The organism is Lentibacillus halodurans, from assembly GCF_900112045.1.
In the GTDB taxonomy this organism is placed as follows: domain Bacteria; phylum Bacillota; class Bacilli; order Bacillales; family Amphibacillaceae; genus Lentibacillus; species Lentibacillus halodurans.
In genome coordinates this window covers 1-17,077 of record NZ_FOJW01000013.1, presented here as the reverse complement: position 1 = coordinate 17,077, position 17,077 = coordinate 1, and the positions used below count along the sequence as shown (strand labels likewise).

Sequence of the window (17,077 nt, the reverse complement as noted above, 5' to 3'; positions counted from 1 at the left end):
TTCAATGAAACTTCAGAACAGGGTTGCAGTGGTAACTGGTGCGGCATCTGGCATGGGAAAGGCAATAGCGATTCTTTATGCAAAAGAAGGCGCAAAAGTAGTTGTATCGGATCTTAACGATGAGGGTGCAAAAAAAACCGTCGACGAAATCGAAGCAAATGGAGGTATTGCTAGAACTGCTGTTGCTAACGTGGCCAAAGAAGACGACGTACAGAACATGATCAATGCAGCAGTTGATACGTATGGCACTCTGGATATCCTGGTTAATAATGCCGGTATTATGGACAACATGATGCCTGCAGTCGAGCTAACGGATGATCTCTGGGAAAAAGTGCTGTCCGTTAATACGACAGGTTTAATGCGGGCAACTCGCAAAGCGTTATCTATTTTTCTCGAAAAAGAGAGCGGTGTGATCGTAAATATGGCTTCATCAGCAGGGATAGCCGGATCAAGAGCGGGAGCAGCATATACGGCTTCCAAGCATGCTGTCGTTGGCTATACGAAAAATGTTGGATTTCAATATGCAGAAAAAGGTATCCGTTGTAATGCAATCGCACCTGGTGGTGTCAACACGAATATCGCCACAACAATGGCAAATCCGGATGAATTTGGTGCAGCAAGGGCTATGTCCGGAAGCAACAATAATCCTAGAAACGGTGAACCGGAGGAAGTTGCTAAAATTGCGTTATTTTTGGCCTCTGATGATTCAGAATTTGTTAATGCTGAAGTTATCCGTGCAGATGCAGGCTGGCTGGCGTATTAGACTGTTCCAACTTCCTTGTTCAAAACGTGGAATGTCATGAAGAAGAATTGGAAAGCTCTTAGGATGTCATTTTCTCAAAAATTCCGTATCTCTTTTATCCGGGGATATGGAATTTTTATTGTATCGGATATAAGCGTTAAATGAGTTCTAATTAAAAAAATAATACAAGTAAATGTTATATGTCTGTTGCAACTGTTTTGCTGTGTGCACTTCCATTGCAGAGAATCAGTGATGTTGTGTTCTTGCTCGATACTGTTTGGATTGAACTGGATGGCAATATTTTTTTAATCATCAATATGAACTGGAACCAGGCGATGGTATGATATTAGGGCAATCGGTTCCTGGGGGATGGTCTACTCCATACTGGTAAAAAAAACATGCACTTATTTCCGCAATTTGGCGCTCTTTTGGTCATAGCGGTATTTCCAATATGGTCTTATTACTCCTAGTCGTGTTGAAAGGACCATGACCGAAATACCAACGTCAATCGTGGCACTATTGAACATAGCGAGACGTGCTTATCTTGGTATGTCTCATCTTTTATTGCATTCATTTTTTATAATTTTGTGGTCGAGATTTCGGGCGATTCGCAGGCTTTAAGATTTTTAGTTTACCTTCCGATTGTCACGATGATTGGTGCATCCATCTGGTTGGATGAATCAATCATGATAATGAAAATAGCTGTGTGCTGGCCGTTATTTTATGTGTCACGTTCATGACAAAAAAACATCAGGAAACGGACAAAACGGATATTCGGAAATCAGTAAACTGACGCTGCAACCGTTAAGACAAGTTTTCTAACTGCATGCCGATTTCAGCGTTTTGGCATCCTGCACTTTTAATAGAAATTCTCCATTTTGGGTAAACTAAAAGCATCATGATGAATTTTTAGGAGTGAAAGCATGCAATTTAACGGAGAAATTATATCCGGTGAATTCGATGAGCGAACAAACGAGTTTACGCTGCAACAAGTGAAACATCTATCAACGGAGTCAGTCCTTAACGAAAACCAGCTGAACACGCTTTCTGACTATCTGCATAAAAACAGCGATCAAGCTGATGGTCAAGTTCTCACCCTGTATGATCAAATACTTGTCCGCCTAAGCCCGGAGGAAGTTGAGCAATTTTTAAATGATCTGGAAAGCATCAATTTCCGGTATCATTAGGCCTGTACGATGTAAAACATCATCTGTATCAACCAGTAAGCTCAAAAAATTCTCTCATGCTTCTTTGCAGATTCAAAAGATAATCGAGCTGCTGACTGCATTGAACCGTCCTTTTATCTGTCAAGCCGTACTTCATTCCGAGGTCAATCATTTCCCTCTTTTTGTTCGAAATTGCCGTTCTTAAAACTTGCTGGGTTGGTTCTGGTTCAAAGACTTCCATTATAACATCCTTCCTTCAAAATTATGTAAAAATAGTAGGACCTTTGTCTTAAATACGCACAAAAACTATTATGCCAGTACTTGAAAAAAATGCAATAGATTCTGCAAACAAAGTCAAAACATTACAAAATACGACATGTAACATCAATTAAACATAGTCAATATATACTGAATCCATTTTGCTTCGAGTATCGTCTAAACAATGACTTTCAGAAAGATTGGGGGCAAGCAGGGTTATGGAAGATCATAAAAAAGAGAGCATTCTGGAAGAAATTATGTTAGAACATGGAAACGATTTAGTCAGATTAGCATTCACTTATGTGAAAAATGAAGAAAACGCCAAAGATATCGTTCAAAATACCTTCATCAAATGTTATCAACATCTTGAAAAATTCCGCTATGAATCAACTTTGAAAACATGGCTTTACCGCATTACGATCAATGGATGCAAAGATTATCTGAGAAGCTGGCATCACAGAAAGGTTCAGGTGAAAAATTTTGTCCAGGAAGCAGTGAAATCACTCTTGCCTTCTGTAGAAGATAACATGATCAGGGAAGAAGAAAAACAGGAAATAAGTAAGTATATCCTATCGCTTCCCAAAATATATCGTGAAGTCATCATTCTCTATTACTATGAATCTCTCATTATTGATGAAATAGCAGAAGTAACTGAACTTAATGCAAGTACTGTTAAGACAAGACTGAGAAGAGCAAGGCAAAAACTGAAATTGATGATGGAGGAGGCAGGTATTTATGGGTGATAAAAAGCTCGGAAAAGATACGTTTGCTTTTTTGGATGAACAAGAATTACAGTTCACCGAAGAAGACCGCCAAAAAACCATATCCAAGATTAGGGACAATCATCAGCACTTGCCTGGTAAAAAGGAAGGTTTCTTACGAATATTTCAAAACCATGCAGGTCCGATTACAGTGTCTGCCCTAGTGATAATATTGACGATTGTGCTACTCCCTTCACTTATGTCTGACAGTAATACTGGTATTATCCAATCTGACAGCCAACAGGCAGTCCACCCGGAGATCAATGCGTCCTTTTCTGTTTTATTATTGGGAAAAGAAGATACTAATAATCGTATGACTGTAAACATTTTACTGACGTACAACAGTGATAACCGGACGATAAAAATGGTACCGATCCCACGTGATACATATGCACCGATTTTTGATGCAGACGGTGAGATGATTACAAGGGATAAACTTTTGTACGCTTACGTCTATGGCTCAGGACCCGAGTCGGCAATGGCAAGTGTGTCAGATTTATTTAGCGTGACAGTTGATTATTATGCCGTTATTCCAACGAAAGAATTTGCTGATTCTGTAGTACTTACCAAGAATGATGTGCGAAACGATCAAGCTGCAAGTAAAGTCAAGAAAAACTTATCAATTGACAAAATAAAGAACCTCATCAGCCAAAGTGAAACGAATATGCCGGAAGATAAATTGAATACGCTCGAAGTCAATAGCGGAACGAATTCAATTGAAGTGGTTGATATGAATGAAGGGCTGGAACCTAAAATGAATAATGGCATATATTATAAGGAAATTAACCAGGACATGCTGGATAACATTTCCAGTATTTTAAAGAAGCATTTAACTGGTAATTAAATGTTAAACCTTTCTTGCGGCAGCTTTGTCTTTTGCGGATGACTGCCGCATCGCCATTAACGATTCCATTCTTCCAAAACATCACCAATTTCCCGTTCGTGAATAACTTGATCTGCATACCTATCAAGCTCGGTTGGCTCACGGTTGACGATCAACAGTCTTGAGCCATTTTCCTTGGCAATCAGCGGAAATTGGTTGGCAGGTGTCACACTTAGCGAAGATCCGAGCACAATAAACAAATCGGCTTTTTCCGCTTCAGATAGGGCAAATTGAAAAGCATCCTGTGGCAGCATTTCCCCGAAAAGTACAATAGAAGGCCGCAATATACCGCCACACTCGCAATGGTACTCCTGATTGACATATTCCTCACTGTTATATTCTTTTCCGCATGACTTGCAGTGCAGTTTTTGCAAGGTTCCATGCAGTTCAGTAACACGCTCGCTGCCCGCCTCCTGGTGAAAACCATCCACATTTTGCGTAATGATGGAATGCAAACGTCCCTGCTTTTCCCATTCCGCTAAAATACGATGTCCTTTATGCGGTTTGTAATCTTTTACGCTAAGCACCCGTGTCCGGTAAAAATCGATGAACTCCCCTACATTGTTATTCAATGCTTCCGTGCTGGCGATTTTTTCTGGGTCTTTTTGATTCCACAATCCGCTATTGGCCGAGCGGAAGTCGGGCAGCCCGCTTTCCGTGGACATGCCGGCACCAGTAAAAACAACCGTATGATTCGCTTCGTTGAGCCAATTTTTCAGCAATGTTCATACCTCCCATTGTCTAATTTCTTATGAAAAATGTATCACTAAAAGTGCTCTATTTACAAAAAATTTTCCTGTTCATTATTTTTCCTGTTTTAGGGGATTGTAAATGGTGTGGTGTATGAGGAGGATTATAATGGGGCAGTCAGAAGACAGTAAACAGCAGAACAATAACATGAAGTGGTGGCAATTATCGTTATTTGGTATTGGCTGCACGATTGGCACGGGCTTTTTTCTTGGGATAAGCATTGGTATTCAGTTAGGCGGCCCAGCAATCCTGATCGCCATAGTGCTGGCTGGAATCGCAACCTATATCGTGTTTAATGCGCTGGCAAAACTGACCGCTGATCATCCTGAAAAAGGTGCATTCCGAACCTATGCCAGGAAGGCGTTTGGCCATTGGGCAGGTTTCAGTGTTGGCTGGATGTACTGGTGCTCAGAGATATTAATCATGGGCAGCCAGTTGACTGCTTTATCCATTTTTTCCCGCTTTTGGTTTCCGAATGTCCCATTGTGGTTATTTGCATCCGGATATGCTGTTTTGGGGCTGTTTGTATTGCTGATAGGCTCCAAGGGTTTAAGCAAGCTGGAGAATATTTTTGCCGTCATAAAAATAGCTGCCATTGTGATGTTTATCGTGATAGCGGGTGCTTTTGCATTTGGAATTGTTGATGGGATAACCGAATTGCAAATACCGGATTCCGTCCGTGAGATGTTTCCAACTGGGTTTACAGGTTTGTGGGCATGTCTTATTTTTGCCTTTTATGCTTTTGGCGGAATTGAGATTATGGGGCTGATGGCTATTCATTTAGGAAAGCCGGAAGAAGCACCAAAATCCGGCAGAATCATGATTTTATCACTTGTTGTGATCTACGTTCTGGCGTTAGGACTGGCGCTGATGTTAGTACCCTGGGAAAACTTTACGACGAATGAGAGCCCTTTTGTCGTTGCACTTGATGACTTTAGCCTTGCTTTTGTCCCACATCTGTTTAATGGCGCGCTGATTATTGCTGGTTTTTCAACGATGGTTGCGTCATTTTATGGGATCACAACGGTGCTTGTTTCGCTCGCCGAAGATGGGGATGCTCCTGCTTTATTTGCGAAAAAAGGAAAACTGGCTGTCCCTCTCCCATCGTTTGGCATGCTTGCTTTTGGGCTTGTCGGATCGATAGTCATGTCATTTGTTTTGCCGGAAAAAATTTATACCTATGTTACGACTGGAGCCGGGTTGATGTTGTTGTATAACTGGTCATTTATCATTCTATCTGCCCGGAAACTGCTGAAACCGGATTTTAAAGAAAATATGGTGTATTACGCTGGTTTGGTATTGATCCTGGCCGGGGTCAGCGGAACTCTTTTGGATAAGACGAACCGGCCGGGATTTTTTATCAGTATCGGAATTTTGGCAGTCATCGGAATCGTTGTTTTCGTTATGATGCGTCAATGGAACAGGGAGACGCGTTAATGTTCGATCAGAAGCAAAAAACCCTGTGCACCAAAATATAGACCGAACCCAATCAGTGCTATCCCGGAAATGATCGAGATAATGGTGAGCATTTTGTGATGCAGGATTTTCCGGAATCCGCCTGACACAGCCGCCATAATGACATCCCATGATAACAGTCCGATAAAAATGGCAATGCTGTACAAAAGAAGTGTCTGGTTACCGTATTCTGTTGCGGTTTTAGCAAGTACAGATCCGTAAATACCAAGCCAGAATAGAATCGTCAGCGGGTTCATAATGGACAGCATAAATCCGGTCATGAAGGATCTATGTAAAGGTTCAGCACGTCTTGTGTGCGCTGCTTTTAATTCTTTGGCACTGACCATGCTTTCAATACCAGTATAAATTAAGATGAATCCACCGAATATCCATAGAAATGTTTGGATAAACGGCGTGTCAACAACGTGTACAATCCCTAAATAAACAACGAGCATATAAATGCCATCTGCCGTGATGGCTCCAAGGCCGACAAACCAGGCAGGCAAGAATCCACCTTTGATCCCCCTGTCCAACTGTGCAGCATTAACAGGACCAATTGGAGCAGCCAGTGATAATCCCAATAAAATATAACTTATAAAAACACTCAATCGATACACTTCCCTTTAACATCAAATAGCATGTCTTCTTTATGTCTATTCATATCAGCATTTAGTTACCACTAAAAAATTATCCGACATGAATGAAAGGCTTTTAAAGGGAAAACCTAGGTAAAAAAGAAAGTGTGACGGTATGCAGGAAAACAATCATATGCAGTCGGCTATTGATGCCGTGTTTGAAGCAGAACGATCGGTAACGCAGGCACAGGGAAATAATAACCCCCAGGATTTTCAAAAGTCCCAGCAGGAACTCATGCGTGCACAGCAGTTATTAAGAGAAGTAAGACAAAAGGGGTATAGTGGAACCGCTGAGCAAAAACACCAATTTCAGCGTGCTGAAGAAAACTTAAGGATATTGATGGAAGCGCAGAATGCTATTCGGTGAGCCGTAAGCTTGATTGTACGGGTAGAATTTTTCAATCAAATATGGAAAAATGAATGTAACCGCTGTAATATAGGCGGTTACTTCCTTTTGTAAAATGCTAGTAATTAGCGGAATGTAAGAGAGAAAAGCATGTACCGTAATAAAAAGTCAGAGTCTTCATATCTACAAAAGAAATGAAATGCGTTCAGGGGGCATAAAATTTAAATTTTTCTATGCCCCCTTTTCGGGATTTGTGTATGATTGTCGTAATAGGAAGATAGGAAGACCACAATTTTTCAGAAAGGGTGTTGTAGCATATGAAACGATTCCTGAATTGTACCGCATCTGATTTTACCGACATGAATGGGCGGCAGCTGAGACAAGCGATTGAAGCATCGGAAGGCAGGGTGCTGTTATCGGAGGTGGTTTGTGCATCAACACCGCTCTATCCCGGATTGACTAATGCGGAATATGCTGCTGCTTTCGGGGCGGATATGATATTGCTGAACTTATTTGATGTTGATCAACCGGCGATTGAGGGCCTGGCTGCCGAAAATCCGCATCGTGTTATCGAAGAACTGAAAAAAATGATTGGCCGTCCTGTGGGGATTAATTTGGAGCCGGTTGATCCTGAAGCAGATCATATGGAAACGCTCCAAAATATTCCAGAAGGGCGTACTGCAATCCGTACATCACTGGAAAAGGCAAAGGATTTGGGTGTGGATTTTGTCTGCCTGACCGGCAATCCCAAAACCGGTGTCACCAATACAGCTATTTTAAAGTCAGTCAGACAGGCAAAGGATATTTTCCAGGATGACATCATGATTATTGCCGGCAAGATGCATGGAGCCGGTGTCAGAAATGAGGCAGGCGGCAGCATCGTACGTAAGGATGTTGTATCGGAAATTGCCCGGGCTGGTACGGATGCTGTTCTGCTTCCGGCTGTCGGCAGTGTTCCGGGGACAACACTTGCTAAGACAGAGCAGTTGGTTCAAGCCGTCCACGAACAAGGTTCACTGGCATTAACCGCTATTGGAACAAGCCAGGAAGGTGCAGCAACAGAAACGATACAACAAATGGCACTGCAAAATAAAATGGCCGGAGCGGATATTCATCATATCGGTGATGCCGGTCAGCATGGCATCGCCATACCAGAAAATATGATGGATTATTCGATTGCCATTCGCGGAAAACGACATACGTATGTCAGAATGGCAGCATCGATTAACCGGTAGAAAAGAGACGTAACCGCCTTATGCAGCGGTTACGTCTCGGCGAGGTATTATTTGACGAATTTACCCCTGAAAACTGGATTTTTCTCTATAAAATTTGACATTTCCCTGACCCCATTAGTCCATTTGACTTCCGTCAATTGGACTATTTCAATCTATTTATGATTGTCTTAATATAGAGATGAACTTATTTTGAAAGGGGTTGCATTATGGGAAAGGGAACTTTAGGAAATCTATCTTTCATTGGTTTCTTGCTAATATTCATACTCATACCGCTTGGAACCGATTCTGTTCAGGCCGAATCAGAGGATTCCATCGTGGATATGAGACTTATGGAAACAACGGATATTCACGTTAATCTTGTCAACTACGACTATTATCAGGACAGTCCGACCAGTGAATATGGACTCGCAATGACGGCAACACGCATCAAGGAGGCAAGAGCAGAAACTGAAAACAGTATGCTGTTTGATAATGGGGACTTGATTCAGGGGAATCCGCTTGGTGATTATACTGCCAGGAACGGACTTGAGGAAGGTGACGTTCATCCGGTCTATAAGGCTATGAATTTATTGGACTATGATACAGGCAATATTGGCAACCATGAATTCAACTATGGCATCGATTTTTTGCAAGAATCGATAGATGATGCGAATTTCCCATATGTTAATGCCAATGTCTATTATGATGATGGCGATGATGATCAAACCAATGATGAACACTTTTTTGAGCCATACAAAATTATCCCGAAACAAGTGACAGATACGGATGGAAATACGCAAACTGTGGATGTTGGTGTGATCGGTTTTGTCCCGCCGCAAATCATGCAATGGGATAATGCACATCTTGAAGGAGAAGTCATTACGAAAGATATTTACAAAACGGCTCAACAATATGTCCCGATTATGCAAGAGGAAGGTGCGGATGTGATTGTGGCCGTTCCACATTCGGGTCTTGGGTCAACAGAACTGCGGGAACGTGAAGAAAATGCTACATATAATCTGACACAAATTGACGGCATTGACGCCATTTTGTTCGGACATGCTCACGAAGTTTTTCCTGGCGATTCGTTTGCCGGAATCTCTGGCGTTGACTTAGATAAAGGAACCATAAATGGTGTGCCATCGGTTGAAGCAGGTTACTGGGGCAATCACTTGGGAATTGTTGATCTGAAACTGCAAAAAAACGGTAACGATTGGGATGTGATTGATTCCAGTTCACAAGTGCGAGCTATGTTTGATGAAGAGAACGGTGAAGCACTTGTTGAACCTGATCAAGAAATTCTTGATGCCATAGAAGAGGACCATCAGGCTACATTGGATTATATCCGTTCCGAAGTTGGTCAGACAACCGCTCCGATATATAGTTACTTTGCACTGGCAAAAGATGATCCATCCGTTCAAATTGTGTCAGATGCTCAAAAGTGGTATACAGAGAATGCAGTAGAGGGAACTGAATATGACGACATGCCGATTCTGTCAGCAGCTGCACCGTTCAAAGCAGGTGGCAGAAGCGGCCCTGGCTACTACACGCATATTCCAGAAGGTCCGATTGCCATCAAGAATGTGGCAGATTTATATGTTTATCCGAACACGCTCAAAGTCGTTAGATTGACGGGTGAGGAAATCCGTCAGTGGCTGGAAATGTCTGCCGGGCAGTTTAACCAGATTGATCCTGATGCTGAAGGGGAACAAGGGCTTGTTGACAACGATTTTTCAACCTATAATTTTGATATCATTGACGGAGTCACATATGAAATTGATGTGACAGAGCCGACCAGATACAATAATGACGGTGAACTGATTAACCCGGATGCTAATCGGATTAAATATTTACGTTACAATGATGAACCGGTGGCAGAAGATCAGGAATTCCTTGTTGCAACCAACAACTATCGGGCAAGCGGGGGCGGCAACTTCCCTAATCTGGATGGAAGCCAAGTAGTCCTTTCACCGCAGATAGAAAACCGCCAGGCCATTATCGACTATATCCAGGAAAACGGTATGATTGATCCATCAGCTGATGGAAACTGGTCATTTGCACCAATCAATGGCAGTCCGGAACTGACATTCCAGTCGTCACCTGATGCACAGGAGTTTGTCGATACTGATGGTGATATTGCCTATATCGGTGAAGGAGAAGACGGGTTTAGCAAGTATGGACTCGATTTATCGCAGACGGTAACAATAGAATCAGTAAACCAAACCGTAACAGACTATATAAATTCAGGTGATGTGCAGCATCCATTGGCTGTTCAGCTGACCAATAAACTACGACAGGCTGAACATCATTTGGAAAAAGGTCATCATCAGCAAGCTGTTAAAAAAGTTGATGACTTTCTGAAACATTTGAACAACAAAGGCATGGATAAATTTGTTACAGCTGAAGCGAAAGAGGCCCTTCAGAATGAGGGTGCGGAATTGGTAGAAAACTTGCAGTAGGTAAGAAGGCAAAATTCTCTGCGTATGGATAGATTCCATTGCAGAGGATTTTTCTCATTTTCATTGATATCAAATAAAATTAATTGAATAGCCAATTAAATTACTGATTTCCAGTCAGGGAGAGCATCTACCTACAACTGGTGTCGCCTGTTAGTTATCTTGAATGGCCGCATCATGAAATATTCCAGAGAATGGCCATCATAGAAAGTTCTATACATTCTCGGATCCAGAGTCTCTTTCAGTCATTGAACAAGTGAAAATATTGTCACTGCAACGGTAGAGGTTTCATGTCAGGAACAGCTAATACAGCTGATATCCTGGGGGTATCGTCGTATGCAGGTAAGTTACCCGTTGTATGCTTTCTGCAACACTGCAAGCTCAAGTTTTTTCATTTTAAGAGTTGCCCGACCAACACGAGCAATTTGTTCCGGTGTACTATGGCTGCTCATCATCTCTTCCATTTTTCTCGGCACAATTTGCCAGGAAACGCCATACTTATCTTTCAGCCAGCCACATTGCTCGGAATCAGGTACTGCAGATAGCTTATCCCAATAGTAGTCAACCTCTTCTTGTGTGTCGCAGTATACCATAAATGAGATTGCCTCGTTGAAACTGAATTTAGGATCTCTTGCGCTGTCCATTGCGGCAAACCAATAATGCTCAACCACAAAATCAGTAAACATGACTGTTCCTGCTTTGTCAGGTTCCATCCCTTGAGGATAGCGGGTAATATGGCCCTGTTTTGAACGCTTAAACACGGACAAATAAAAATTAGCGGCTTCTTCAGCTTTGCCGCATTTATCACCGACAAACATTAGCGAAGGCACTATAGAAGGCCGCTCTTCACCTTCTGGATTGGTAAGAATTAACTGCCATGACAAACCATACTTATCTTGAACCCAGCCATACTTCTCACAAAATGGGTACTTATCGAGTGGCATTAACACTGTTCCATCTTCGGACAATTTGCTCCAAACTTTATCTAATTGTTGGCTTGCATCTTTTTCTCGCGAGGGGTCAAAATTAACCATGAAAGGCACCGATGGGTTGAATGTGAAATAAGGCCCTGCACTGATTGCCATGAATTTCTGTCCCAACAGCTCAAAAGAGACTAAATCGGAGTCTCCTGATGGTGTGTCTTCGAGTGTTGTTACATTCGTAATTCTTGAATTCGGGAAAATGGAAACATAAAACGCTGCTGCTTATTCGCCTCCTTGTTATACCACAAATGTGGAACGATGATTTGATTTGTTTTTGTCAAAGTGATTCCTCCTAACGTATTTTTATTTATTTTACTATTTTGATTATGTTTTGATTTCTTATAGATTGCTGAATGCATCTACTTATTTTTATTGAATTGTTTTGCTTTGTTTAAGTAATTTTTTAACATAGGCTACCCGTTTTTGATAACATATTGACTTTTATGTTTACTGCCCCTAAAATTCATTAGGTGTTTATATTAACCGGATTGGAGAGGCATACAATGTATCATCTATATAAATATGCTGTACTATTTGTATTTTCCGTTGTTTTAGGATTCGCTTTTAATATGTTCCTACTTCCTCATGAAGTCTTATCAGGCGGCGTTACAGGTCTTGCTATGATTTTGGGACTGGTTTCGCCAATAAACGCTGGTATTTGGCTCGTCATTTTCAATGTTCCTGTTTTCATGATTGGATGGATGAGGTTAGGGAAGGAATTCATAGTGAACAGTATATTTTCCGTCTTTATCACGTCAATGTCGATGCAGTATATTCCCGTACTAAAGGTAACCGATGATGCATTGCTGTCTGCGGTCTTCGGCGGAGTCATTGTAGGTGTTTCCATTGGGTTCATTGTGCGGTTTTACGGATCCACCGGGGGAGCAGATATCATTGGGCTGGTTGTCACCCAGAGACGTGATATTCCTTTGGGTGTATTAATTTTCGGTATCAATAGTATCGTTGTATTTGTATCCGGGTTTTTCTTTTCCTGGGAGCTAGCATTATATACGATGGCTTCAATTTACATTACCGGCGTTGTCGTTGACCGTGTTCATACTCGTCATGTAAAATTAAGTCTAATGGTGGTCACACATAAAGGTGAAGAGCTTAAAAATGAGCTTATTGCAAATTTAATTCGGGGTATTACCGTTATGAACGGATATGGTGCCTATTCGAATCATGAAAATAAAGTGCTGTATACCGTTATAACCCGCTATGAACTGGCATTAGTCAAATCGCTTATAAAAAATGTTGACCCGAAAGCGTTTGTCAGCATCAGTGAAACTGCTGAAGTAATAGGAAACTTCAGGAGATCATAGTGATGAGTTGGAGAGACCATTCATGCCATTAGTGACGATGGATCTGCAATTAATATATTATCTGAATGAAGTAACTGCAGACGGATAAAGGATATTTTGTCTGGTATAGTATTTTTCTTTATATGATTGTCCTTGTTCGAACGATGTTTTCGTTTTGGATGAAGGATGTGCTTCTACAATGCCACTTAGTGAAGCCAGTCTTTTTCCTTCACTTTTGAAATGGCTTCTATCCGGTTCGTCACTTCCAGTTTATCGAGGATAACGGAGACATAGTTACGGACCGTGCCATTTGTCAGATTGAGCTGGCTGGCAATTTCTTTGGTGCTTTCACCGTCAGCAATCAGCTTAATGACTTGTTTTTCCCGATCAGTCAGTGGGTTATCATGATCGTATGCCATATCAACCAGTTCCGGAGCATAAATCCGGTTTCCGTTAATAACCGCACGGATGGAGTTTGCTAAATCCTCACTCGAGCTGTCTTTCAGCAAATAACCGCTCACACCAGCTTTTCGCGCACGTTCGAAGTAGCCCGTTCGTGCGAAGGTTGTTAATACAATAATTTTACAAAGGTCATTCTTCAATTCTTCGGCTGCGTCAAGACCACTTTTTACTGGCATTTCAATATCCATCATGCAAATATCCGGATGATGCTGTCGCACAAGCGATAACGCTTCTTCACCATTCCTGGCTTTACCGACAACTTCCATATCATCTTCCAGGTCGAGCAGTGATCCCAGTGCCCCAAGGAGCATACGCTGGTCTTCTGCTATCACAATGCGTATCACAACAAACCCTCCTATTTTGTCCGCTGGATTACTTTTGGCACCTGAATTGTCAGTATTGTACCGTTCCCTGTTTTAATATCCAGATTGCCATTGACAAATTCCAGCCGTTCTCTCATCCCCTGAAGCCCGTTTTCTGCATATATATTTTTTTTATTCACCATACCAATCCCATTATCGTGTACTTCAATAAGTATCTCTTCCGCTGATGATGTAATGATGATTGTACAGGAAGACGCCTCGCTATGCTTGACAACATTGGTTACAGCCTCCTTTAAACACATGCTGAGCACGTTTTCAACAAATAAAGGTGTATTGGTGAGCTCTGGGTTCCCTTCCACATGAAAATCAATCCGGGCAGCCTTCAGCATTTCTTGGACACGGGGAATTTCATCTTCCAGTTTTGCACCTTTCATATCTGACACCATTTCACGCACTTCTTTTAACGCCGTTCGTGCTATCTGATGGATATCATTTATTTCATTTTTTGCCCTATCAGGTTTTACATCCACCAGTTTGCCTGCCAAATCGCTTTTAAGACCAATCATTGACAACTTTTGACCAAGTGTATCATGCAAGTCACGGGCGATCCGCTGACGCTCTTCCAGCACAACCAACTGGGACAACTTTTGATTAGCAGCTTCTAATTGGCTTTCCAATGCTTCCCGCTTGTTTCGGAAATAAATGGTTAGCGGCAGCAGCATAACACCAATAACGCTAAAGACAATAAACGGCAGTTGGGATAGGAATATGTCGTTTTGGGTAAAAAAACCAATTGTCACTGCAGCAATTGTTGTAACTAGATGAACCACGTACAGTGTTATAAATCCGGTTTTATGTTGAATATTCCCGATGTAAAAAGCCAAAAACAACGCGAAATAAACATACCCCAGAAGAACTGTCATTACGAGACTAATGACCATTTCGATTCCCACTGACAGATAAACAGTCCAACCTTCAGACAGGAAAGATACTCTATATACAGTGAAAAACAGCAATATCATTAAAATACCGAAAATAATTTCCAATGTTCCAGATGTACGGAAGATAAAATAAAAAGGCAGAATACAAAATATAATCCATGCATAAATACTAAGCCCCGTGTTTTTCGGAATAATGTGGTACCATTTCTGCATACAGGTCCTCCTAACTGCTTTCGTTAAGTATAACAGAAAAAATGACCCTCCCATACAAATCGATGGAGGGTCATTTTTTCGTATTTATTTTTCATGCGGGGTGGATGTTTTTGGATTCATTTGGATGCCACGTTTTCTCTTTCGTAATAGTGCTTTAACTTCTTTAAAACTGACAAAAGACTTGTTCGCTTCATCAAACAGCCGGAAGCGGATTGACTTCAAGCTGGAGGCTAATGTTATCGTTGTAGCCTGCTGTAACGGCGGAGTCGATTCATGAGCTTTTTCCAGATGGTAGTTCGGGACTTTCGGGCTTAGATGGTGCACGTGATGGAAGCCAATGCTGCCTGTCATCCACTGGATAACTTTTGGCAGTTTATAATAGGAGCTTCCGTCAACAGCAGCCTTGACAAAATCCCACTCTTCTTCATTTTCGAAGTAAGAATCCTCAAACTGGTGTTGCACATAAAACAGCCAAATTCCCAGTGAACCTGACATAAAGATAATGGGCAACTGGATAATGAGAAAGGCTTGCCAGCCAATTGTCCAGATTAACAGGGCGTAAATGACGGCAACAGATGCATTGATGAGGTACGTGTTCAGCCGTTCCTTCTGTTTGGCACCTTTTCGGTTAAAACGATTGGATAGGAGAAATAGATAGAACGGTCCTAATCCGAACATCACAATCGGGTTGCGGTAAAGCCGGTAAGTCAACCTGCCCCAAAAAGATGCGTTCATATATTCATCAACCGTCATTACCCATATATCTCCCGTTCCACGCTTATCCAAGTTGCTGCTTGTGGCGTGATGAATCGCATGACTTCGTTTCCATTTTTCAAAAGCAAACAGCGTGATGATTCCGGTTATCGACCCAACAACCCGATTCGCCTTGCCATTCTTGAAAAATGATCCATGTGTACAGTCGTGGAAAATAATAAAGATTCGAACGACAAACCCCGATGCAACCACTAAGAGTGGAAGTGTCAACCAGATAGAGACAGATAAGCTTTGATAGGCCAAAAACCAAATTAGGAAAAAGGGAGGAATCGTATTGATCAGCTGTTGTATACTTGCCTTCGTATCTGATTTCGCAAAAGCTGCGACGCTCTTTTTTAACTGTGCTTGTTTTTGTTTACTCATAATTTTCCCCTTCAATAAATTACTTTTGTCAATACATCTAATCTATATGCTAGAGAAAACCAATAAGTTTTAAAAGTCATAAACGTCAGTTATGTGTATGACAAATGTCATATACATTGGAATTATGTGCAGAAATATCATTTTATTATGTAAGCGGATCCACGATTTTTCAAGAATCTGTTTCTCTGCTTCTGTTGGTATTATCGCCCAGATATATTATGTATGTATAGAGGTTCACCACTTTTTGCATATCCTTAGCATAATGTATAGTGATGGAATATTTTGTCTAATTATAGTAGGATTGTAATAAGAGAAATTTCTTAGATGGGAACAAAGCCCAGTTCGATGATTTTTGTGAATGACTTTTTTGATAAAGGTGCATTTGAATGAGTGTGAGGGAAGAAGAAGTGCTTGGTGAGATTGCCGGCTACTTTTAAGGTTATTTGAAAACGAGCAACGTCAGGCATAACTAGTTTCTGTTGAATATGATTTCTAATTTGCAGCAGCTACTGACAATACGACTTCAAGGGAATTCCACTCAAATCAGATAAGAAATGAATTTGGGACATTCTAAGCACCTTTCAGGAGTTACAGTATTAGGATATAAAATTTAACTAGTGAAAATGGGTCTGTAGCAGCAATAGAAAAACCTTCAGAACAAATTATATGATTTAATAAATTCTTCGGTAAACGGGCCATATCGTATTATGAGGTCAATCAGAATTTTATTTTCTGGTTGGCCATTTTTAATGGTTTAATAGAGGTAGCCGGAGGAGAACGAACGGGCCAGTGGGACTTCAATTGATCCCGTCCACAAAAATGTTCCCCCTCTACTTACAGCAACATGGGTGAGGCTGGTTGGGACATCTAAGATGATCTCGTATAACAAGCGAAGATATGACACTGTAGGAGAGATAGAGGTTGCCGGTAAATATTTTAAAAGGGGAAGTGATTGACATATGGATCCTGTCATAGGCCTGGATGTGGCGAAAGAAGAAAGCCAAGTTCAAGCCTATTTACGAAGAAAGGAACCCTATAAAAAGAGCTTCAA

15 protein-coding genes and 1 pseudogene are annotated in these 17,077 nt (G+C 41.3%); 9 read left to right on the top strand and 7 right to left on the bottom strand.

The window, feature by feature from the left end; genetic code table 11:
* Window positions 1-4: 4 nt before the first annotated feature.
* Together BM195_RS14315 and BM195_RS14310 are read left to right on the top strand one after the other, a co-directional pair.
* Window positions 5-763, top strand: a complete 759-nt coding sequence (locus BM195_RS14315) for an SDR family oxidoreductase (RefSeq protein ID WP_090239962.1) — start codon at window positions 5-7, stop codon at window positions 761-763.
* Window positions 764-1,665: 902 nt separating this feature from the next.
* Window positions 1,666-1,929 (top strand): hypothetical protein, encoded by a 264-nt coding sequence (locus BM195_RS14310; protein ID WP_090239954.1) that lies wholly within the window; start codon window positions 1,666-1,668, stop codon window positions 1,927-1,929.
* A gap of 28 nt (window positions 1,930-1,957) precedes the next feature.
* Here the strand turns inward: BM195_RS14310 and BM195_RS14305 are convergent, their stop codons facing one another.
* The gene (locus tag BM195_RS14305) at window positions 1,958-2,149 is read right to left on the bottom strand and encodes an aspartyl-phosphate phosphatase Spo0E family protein (RefSeq protein WP_090239949.1); all 192 of its coding nucleotides are present in this window, start codon (window positions 2,147-2,149) and stop codon (window positions 1,958-1,960) included.
* A 235-nt stretch (window positions 2,150-2,384) separates the two neighbouring features.
* Between BM195_RS14305 and BM195_RS14300 the strand changes: the two genes are divergently transcribed.
* On the top strand, window positions 2,385-2,909 hold the full coding sequence (locus BM195_RS14300) for a sigma-70 family RNA polymerase sigma factor (protein ID WP_090239945.1): 525 nt from the start codon (window positions 2,385-2,387) through the stop codon (window positions 2,907-2,909).
* Window positions 2,902-3,771: an LCP family glycopolymer transferase gene (locus BM195_RS14295; RefSeq protein ID WP_090239941.1), complete on the top strand. Its 870-nt coding sequence runs from the start codon at window positions 2,902-2,904 to the stop codon at window positions 3,769-3,771. The genes BM195_RS14300 and BM195_RS14295 overlap by 8 nt, the downstream gene beginning before the upstream one ends.
* Window positions 3,772-3,827: 56 nt before the next feature.
* Here BM195_RS14295 and BM195_RS14290 read toward each other — a convergent pair whose 3' ends face one another.
* The gene (locus BM195_RS14290; RefSeq protein ID WP_090239936.1) at window positions 3,828-4,532 is read right to left on the bottom strand and encodes an NAD-dependent protein deacylase; all 705 of its coding nucleotides are present in this window, start codon (window positions 4,530-4,532) and stop codon (window positions 3,828-3,830) included.
* Window positions 4,533-4,668: 136 nt separating this feature from the next.
* On the opposite strand from BM195_RS14290, the gene BM195_RS14285 reads away from it, so the two are divergent.
* Window positions 4,669-5,997 carry an amino acid permease gene (locus BM195_RS14285; protein ID WP_090239931.1) on the top strand — a complete coding sequence of 443 codons (1,329 nt, stop codon included), beginning with the start codon at window positions 4,669-4,671 and terminating at the stop codon, window positions 5,995-5,997.
* Here BM195_RS14285 and BM195_RS14280 read toward each other — a convergent pair.
* Window positions 5,994-6,623 carry a LysE family translocator gene (locus BM195_RS14280; RefSeq protein ID WP_090239927.1) on the bottom strand — a complete coding sequence of 210 codons (630 nt, stop codon included), beginning with the start codon at window positions 6,621-6,623 and terminating at the stop codon, window positions 5,994-5,996. The two genes, BM195_RS14285 and BM195_RS14280, sit on opposite strands and share 4 nt — an antisense overlap.
* 142 nt (window positions 6,624-6,765) lie before the next feature.
* On the opposite strand from BM195_RS14280, the gene BM195_RS14275 reads away from it, so the two are divergent.
* The 3 genes from BM195_RS14275 to BM195_RS14265 all read left to right on the top strand — a co-directional run bounded on the left by BM195_RS14275 (window position 6,766) and on the right by BM195_RS14265 (window position 10,669).
* Window positions 6,766-7,017 carry a hypothetical protein gene (locus BM195_RS14275; RefSeq protein ID WP_090239923.1) on the top strand — a complete coding sequence of 84 codons (252 nt, stop codon included), beginning with the start codon at window positions 6,766-6,768 and terminating at the stop codon, window positions 7,015-7,017.
* A gap of 296 nt (window positions 7,018-7,313) precedes the next feature.
* Entirely contained in the window at window positions 7,314-8,231 is a 918-nt protein-coding gene (locus BM195_RS14270; protein ID WP_090239919.1) for a DUF7916 family protein, read from the top strand.
* A 206-nt stretch (window positions 8,232-8,437) separates the two neighbouring features.
* Window positions 8,438-10,669 carry a bifunctional 2',3'-cyclic-nucleotide 2'-phosphodiesterase/3'-nucleotidase gene (locus tag BM195_RS14265; RefSeq protein ID WP_090239914.1) on the top strand — a complete coding sequence of 744 codons (2,232 nt, stop codon included), beginning with the start codon at window positions 8,438-8,440 and terminating at the stop codon, window positions 10,667-10,669.
* A 344-nt stretch (window positions 10,670-11,013) separates the two neighbouring features.
* Here BM195_RS14265 and BM195_RS14260 read toward each other — a convergent pair.
* Window positions 11,014-11,930 (bottom strand): annotated as a pseudogene (locus BM195_RS14260) (VOC family protein).
* Between the two features lie 222 nt (window positions 11,931-12,152).
* Between BM195_RS14260 and BM195_RS14255 the strand changes: the two are divergent.
* Window positions 12,153-12,971, top strand: coding sequence for a YitT family protein (locus BM195_RS14255; RefSeq protein WP_090239910.1), 819 nt, complete (start codon window positions 12,153-12,155; stop codon window positions 12,969-12,971).
* 185 nt (window positions 12,972-13,156) lie between these two features.
* Here BM195_RS14255 and BM195_RS14250 read toward each other — a convergent pair whose 3' ends face one another.
* From BM195_RS14250 to desA, 3 genes are all read right to left on the bottom strand, one after another.
* Entirely contained in the window at window positions 13,157-13,756 is a 600-nt protein-coding gene (locus tag BM195_RS14250; RefSeq protein WP_090239905.1) for a response regulator transcription factor, read from the bottom strand.
* 11 nt (window positions 13,757-13,767) lie between these two features.
* Window positions 13,768-14,889, bottom strand: a complete 1,122-nt coding sequence (locus BM195_RS14245; RefSeq protein ID WP_090239901.1) for a sensor histidine kinase — start codon at window positions 14,887-14,889, stop codon at window positions 13,768-13,770.
* 84 nt (window positions 14,890-14,973) lie between these two features.
* Window positions 14,974-16,026, bottom strand: coding sequence for a Delta(5) desaturase DesA (gene desA, locus BM195_RS14240; RefSeq protein WP_090239894.1), 1,053 nt, complete (start codon window positions 16,024-16,026; stop codon window positions 14,974-14,976).
* Window positions 16,027-17,077: the final 1,051 nt, after the last annotated feature.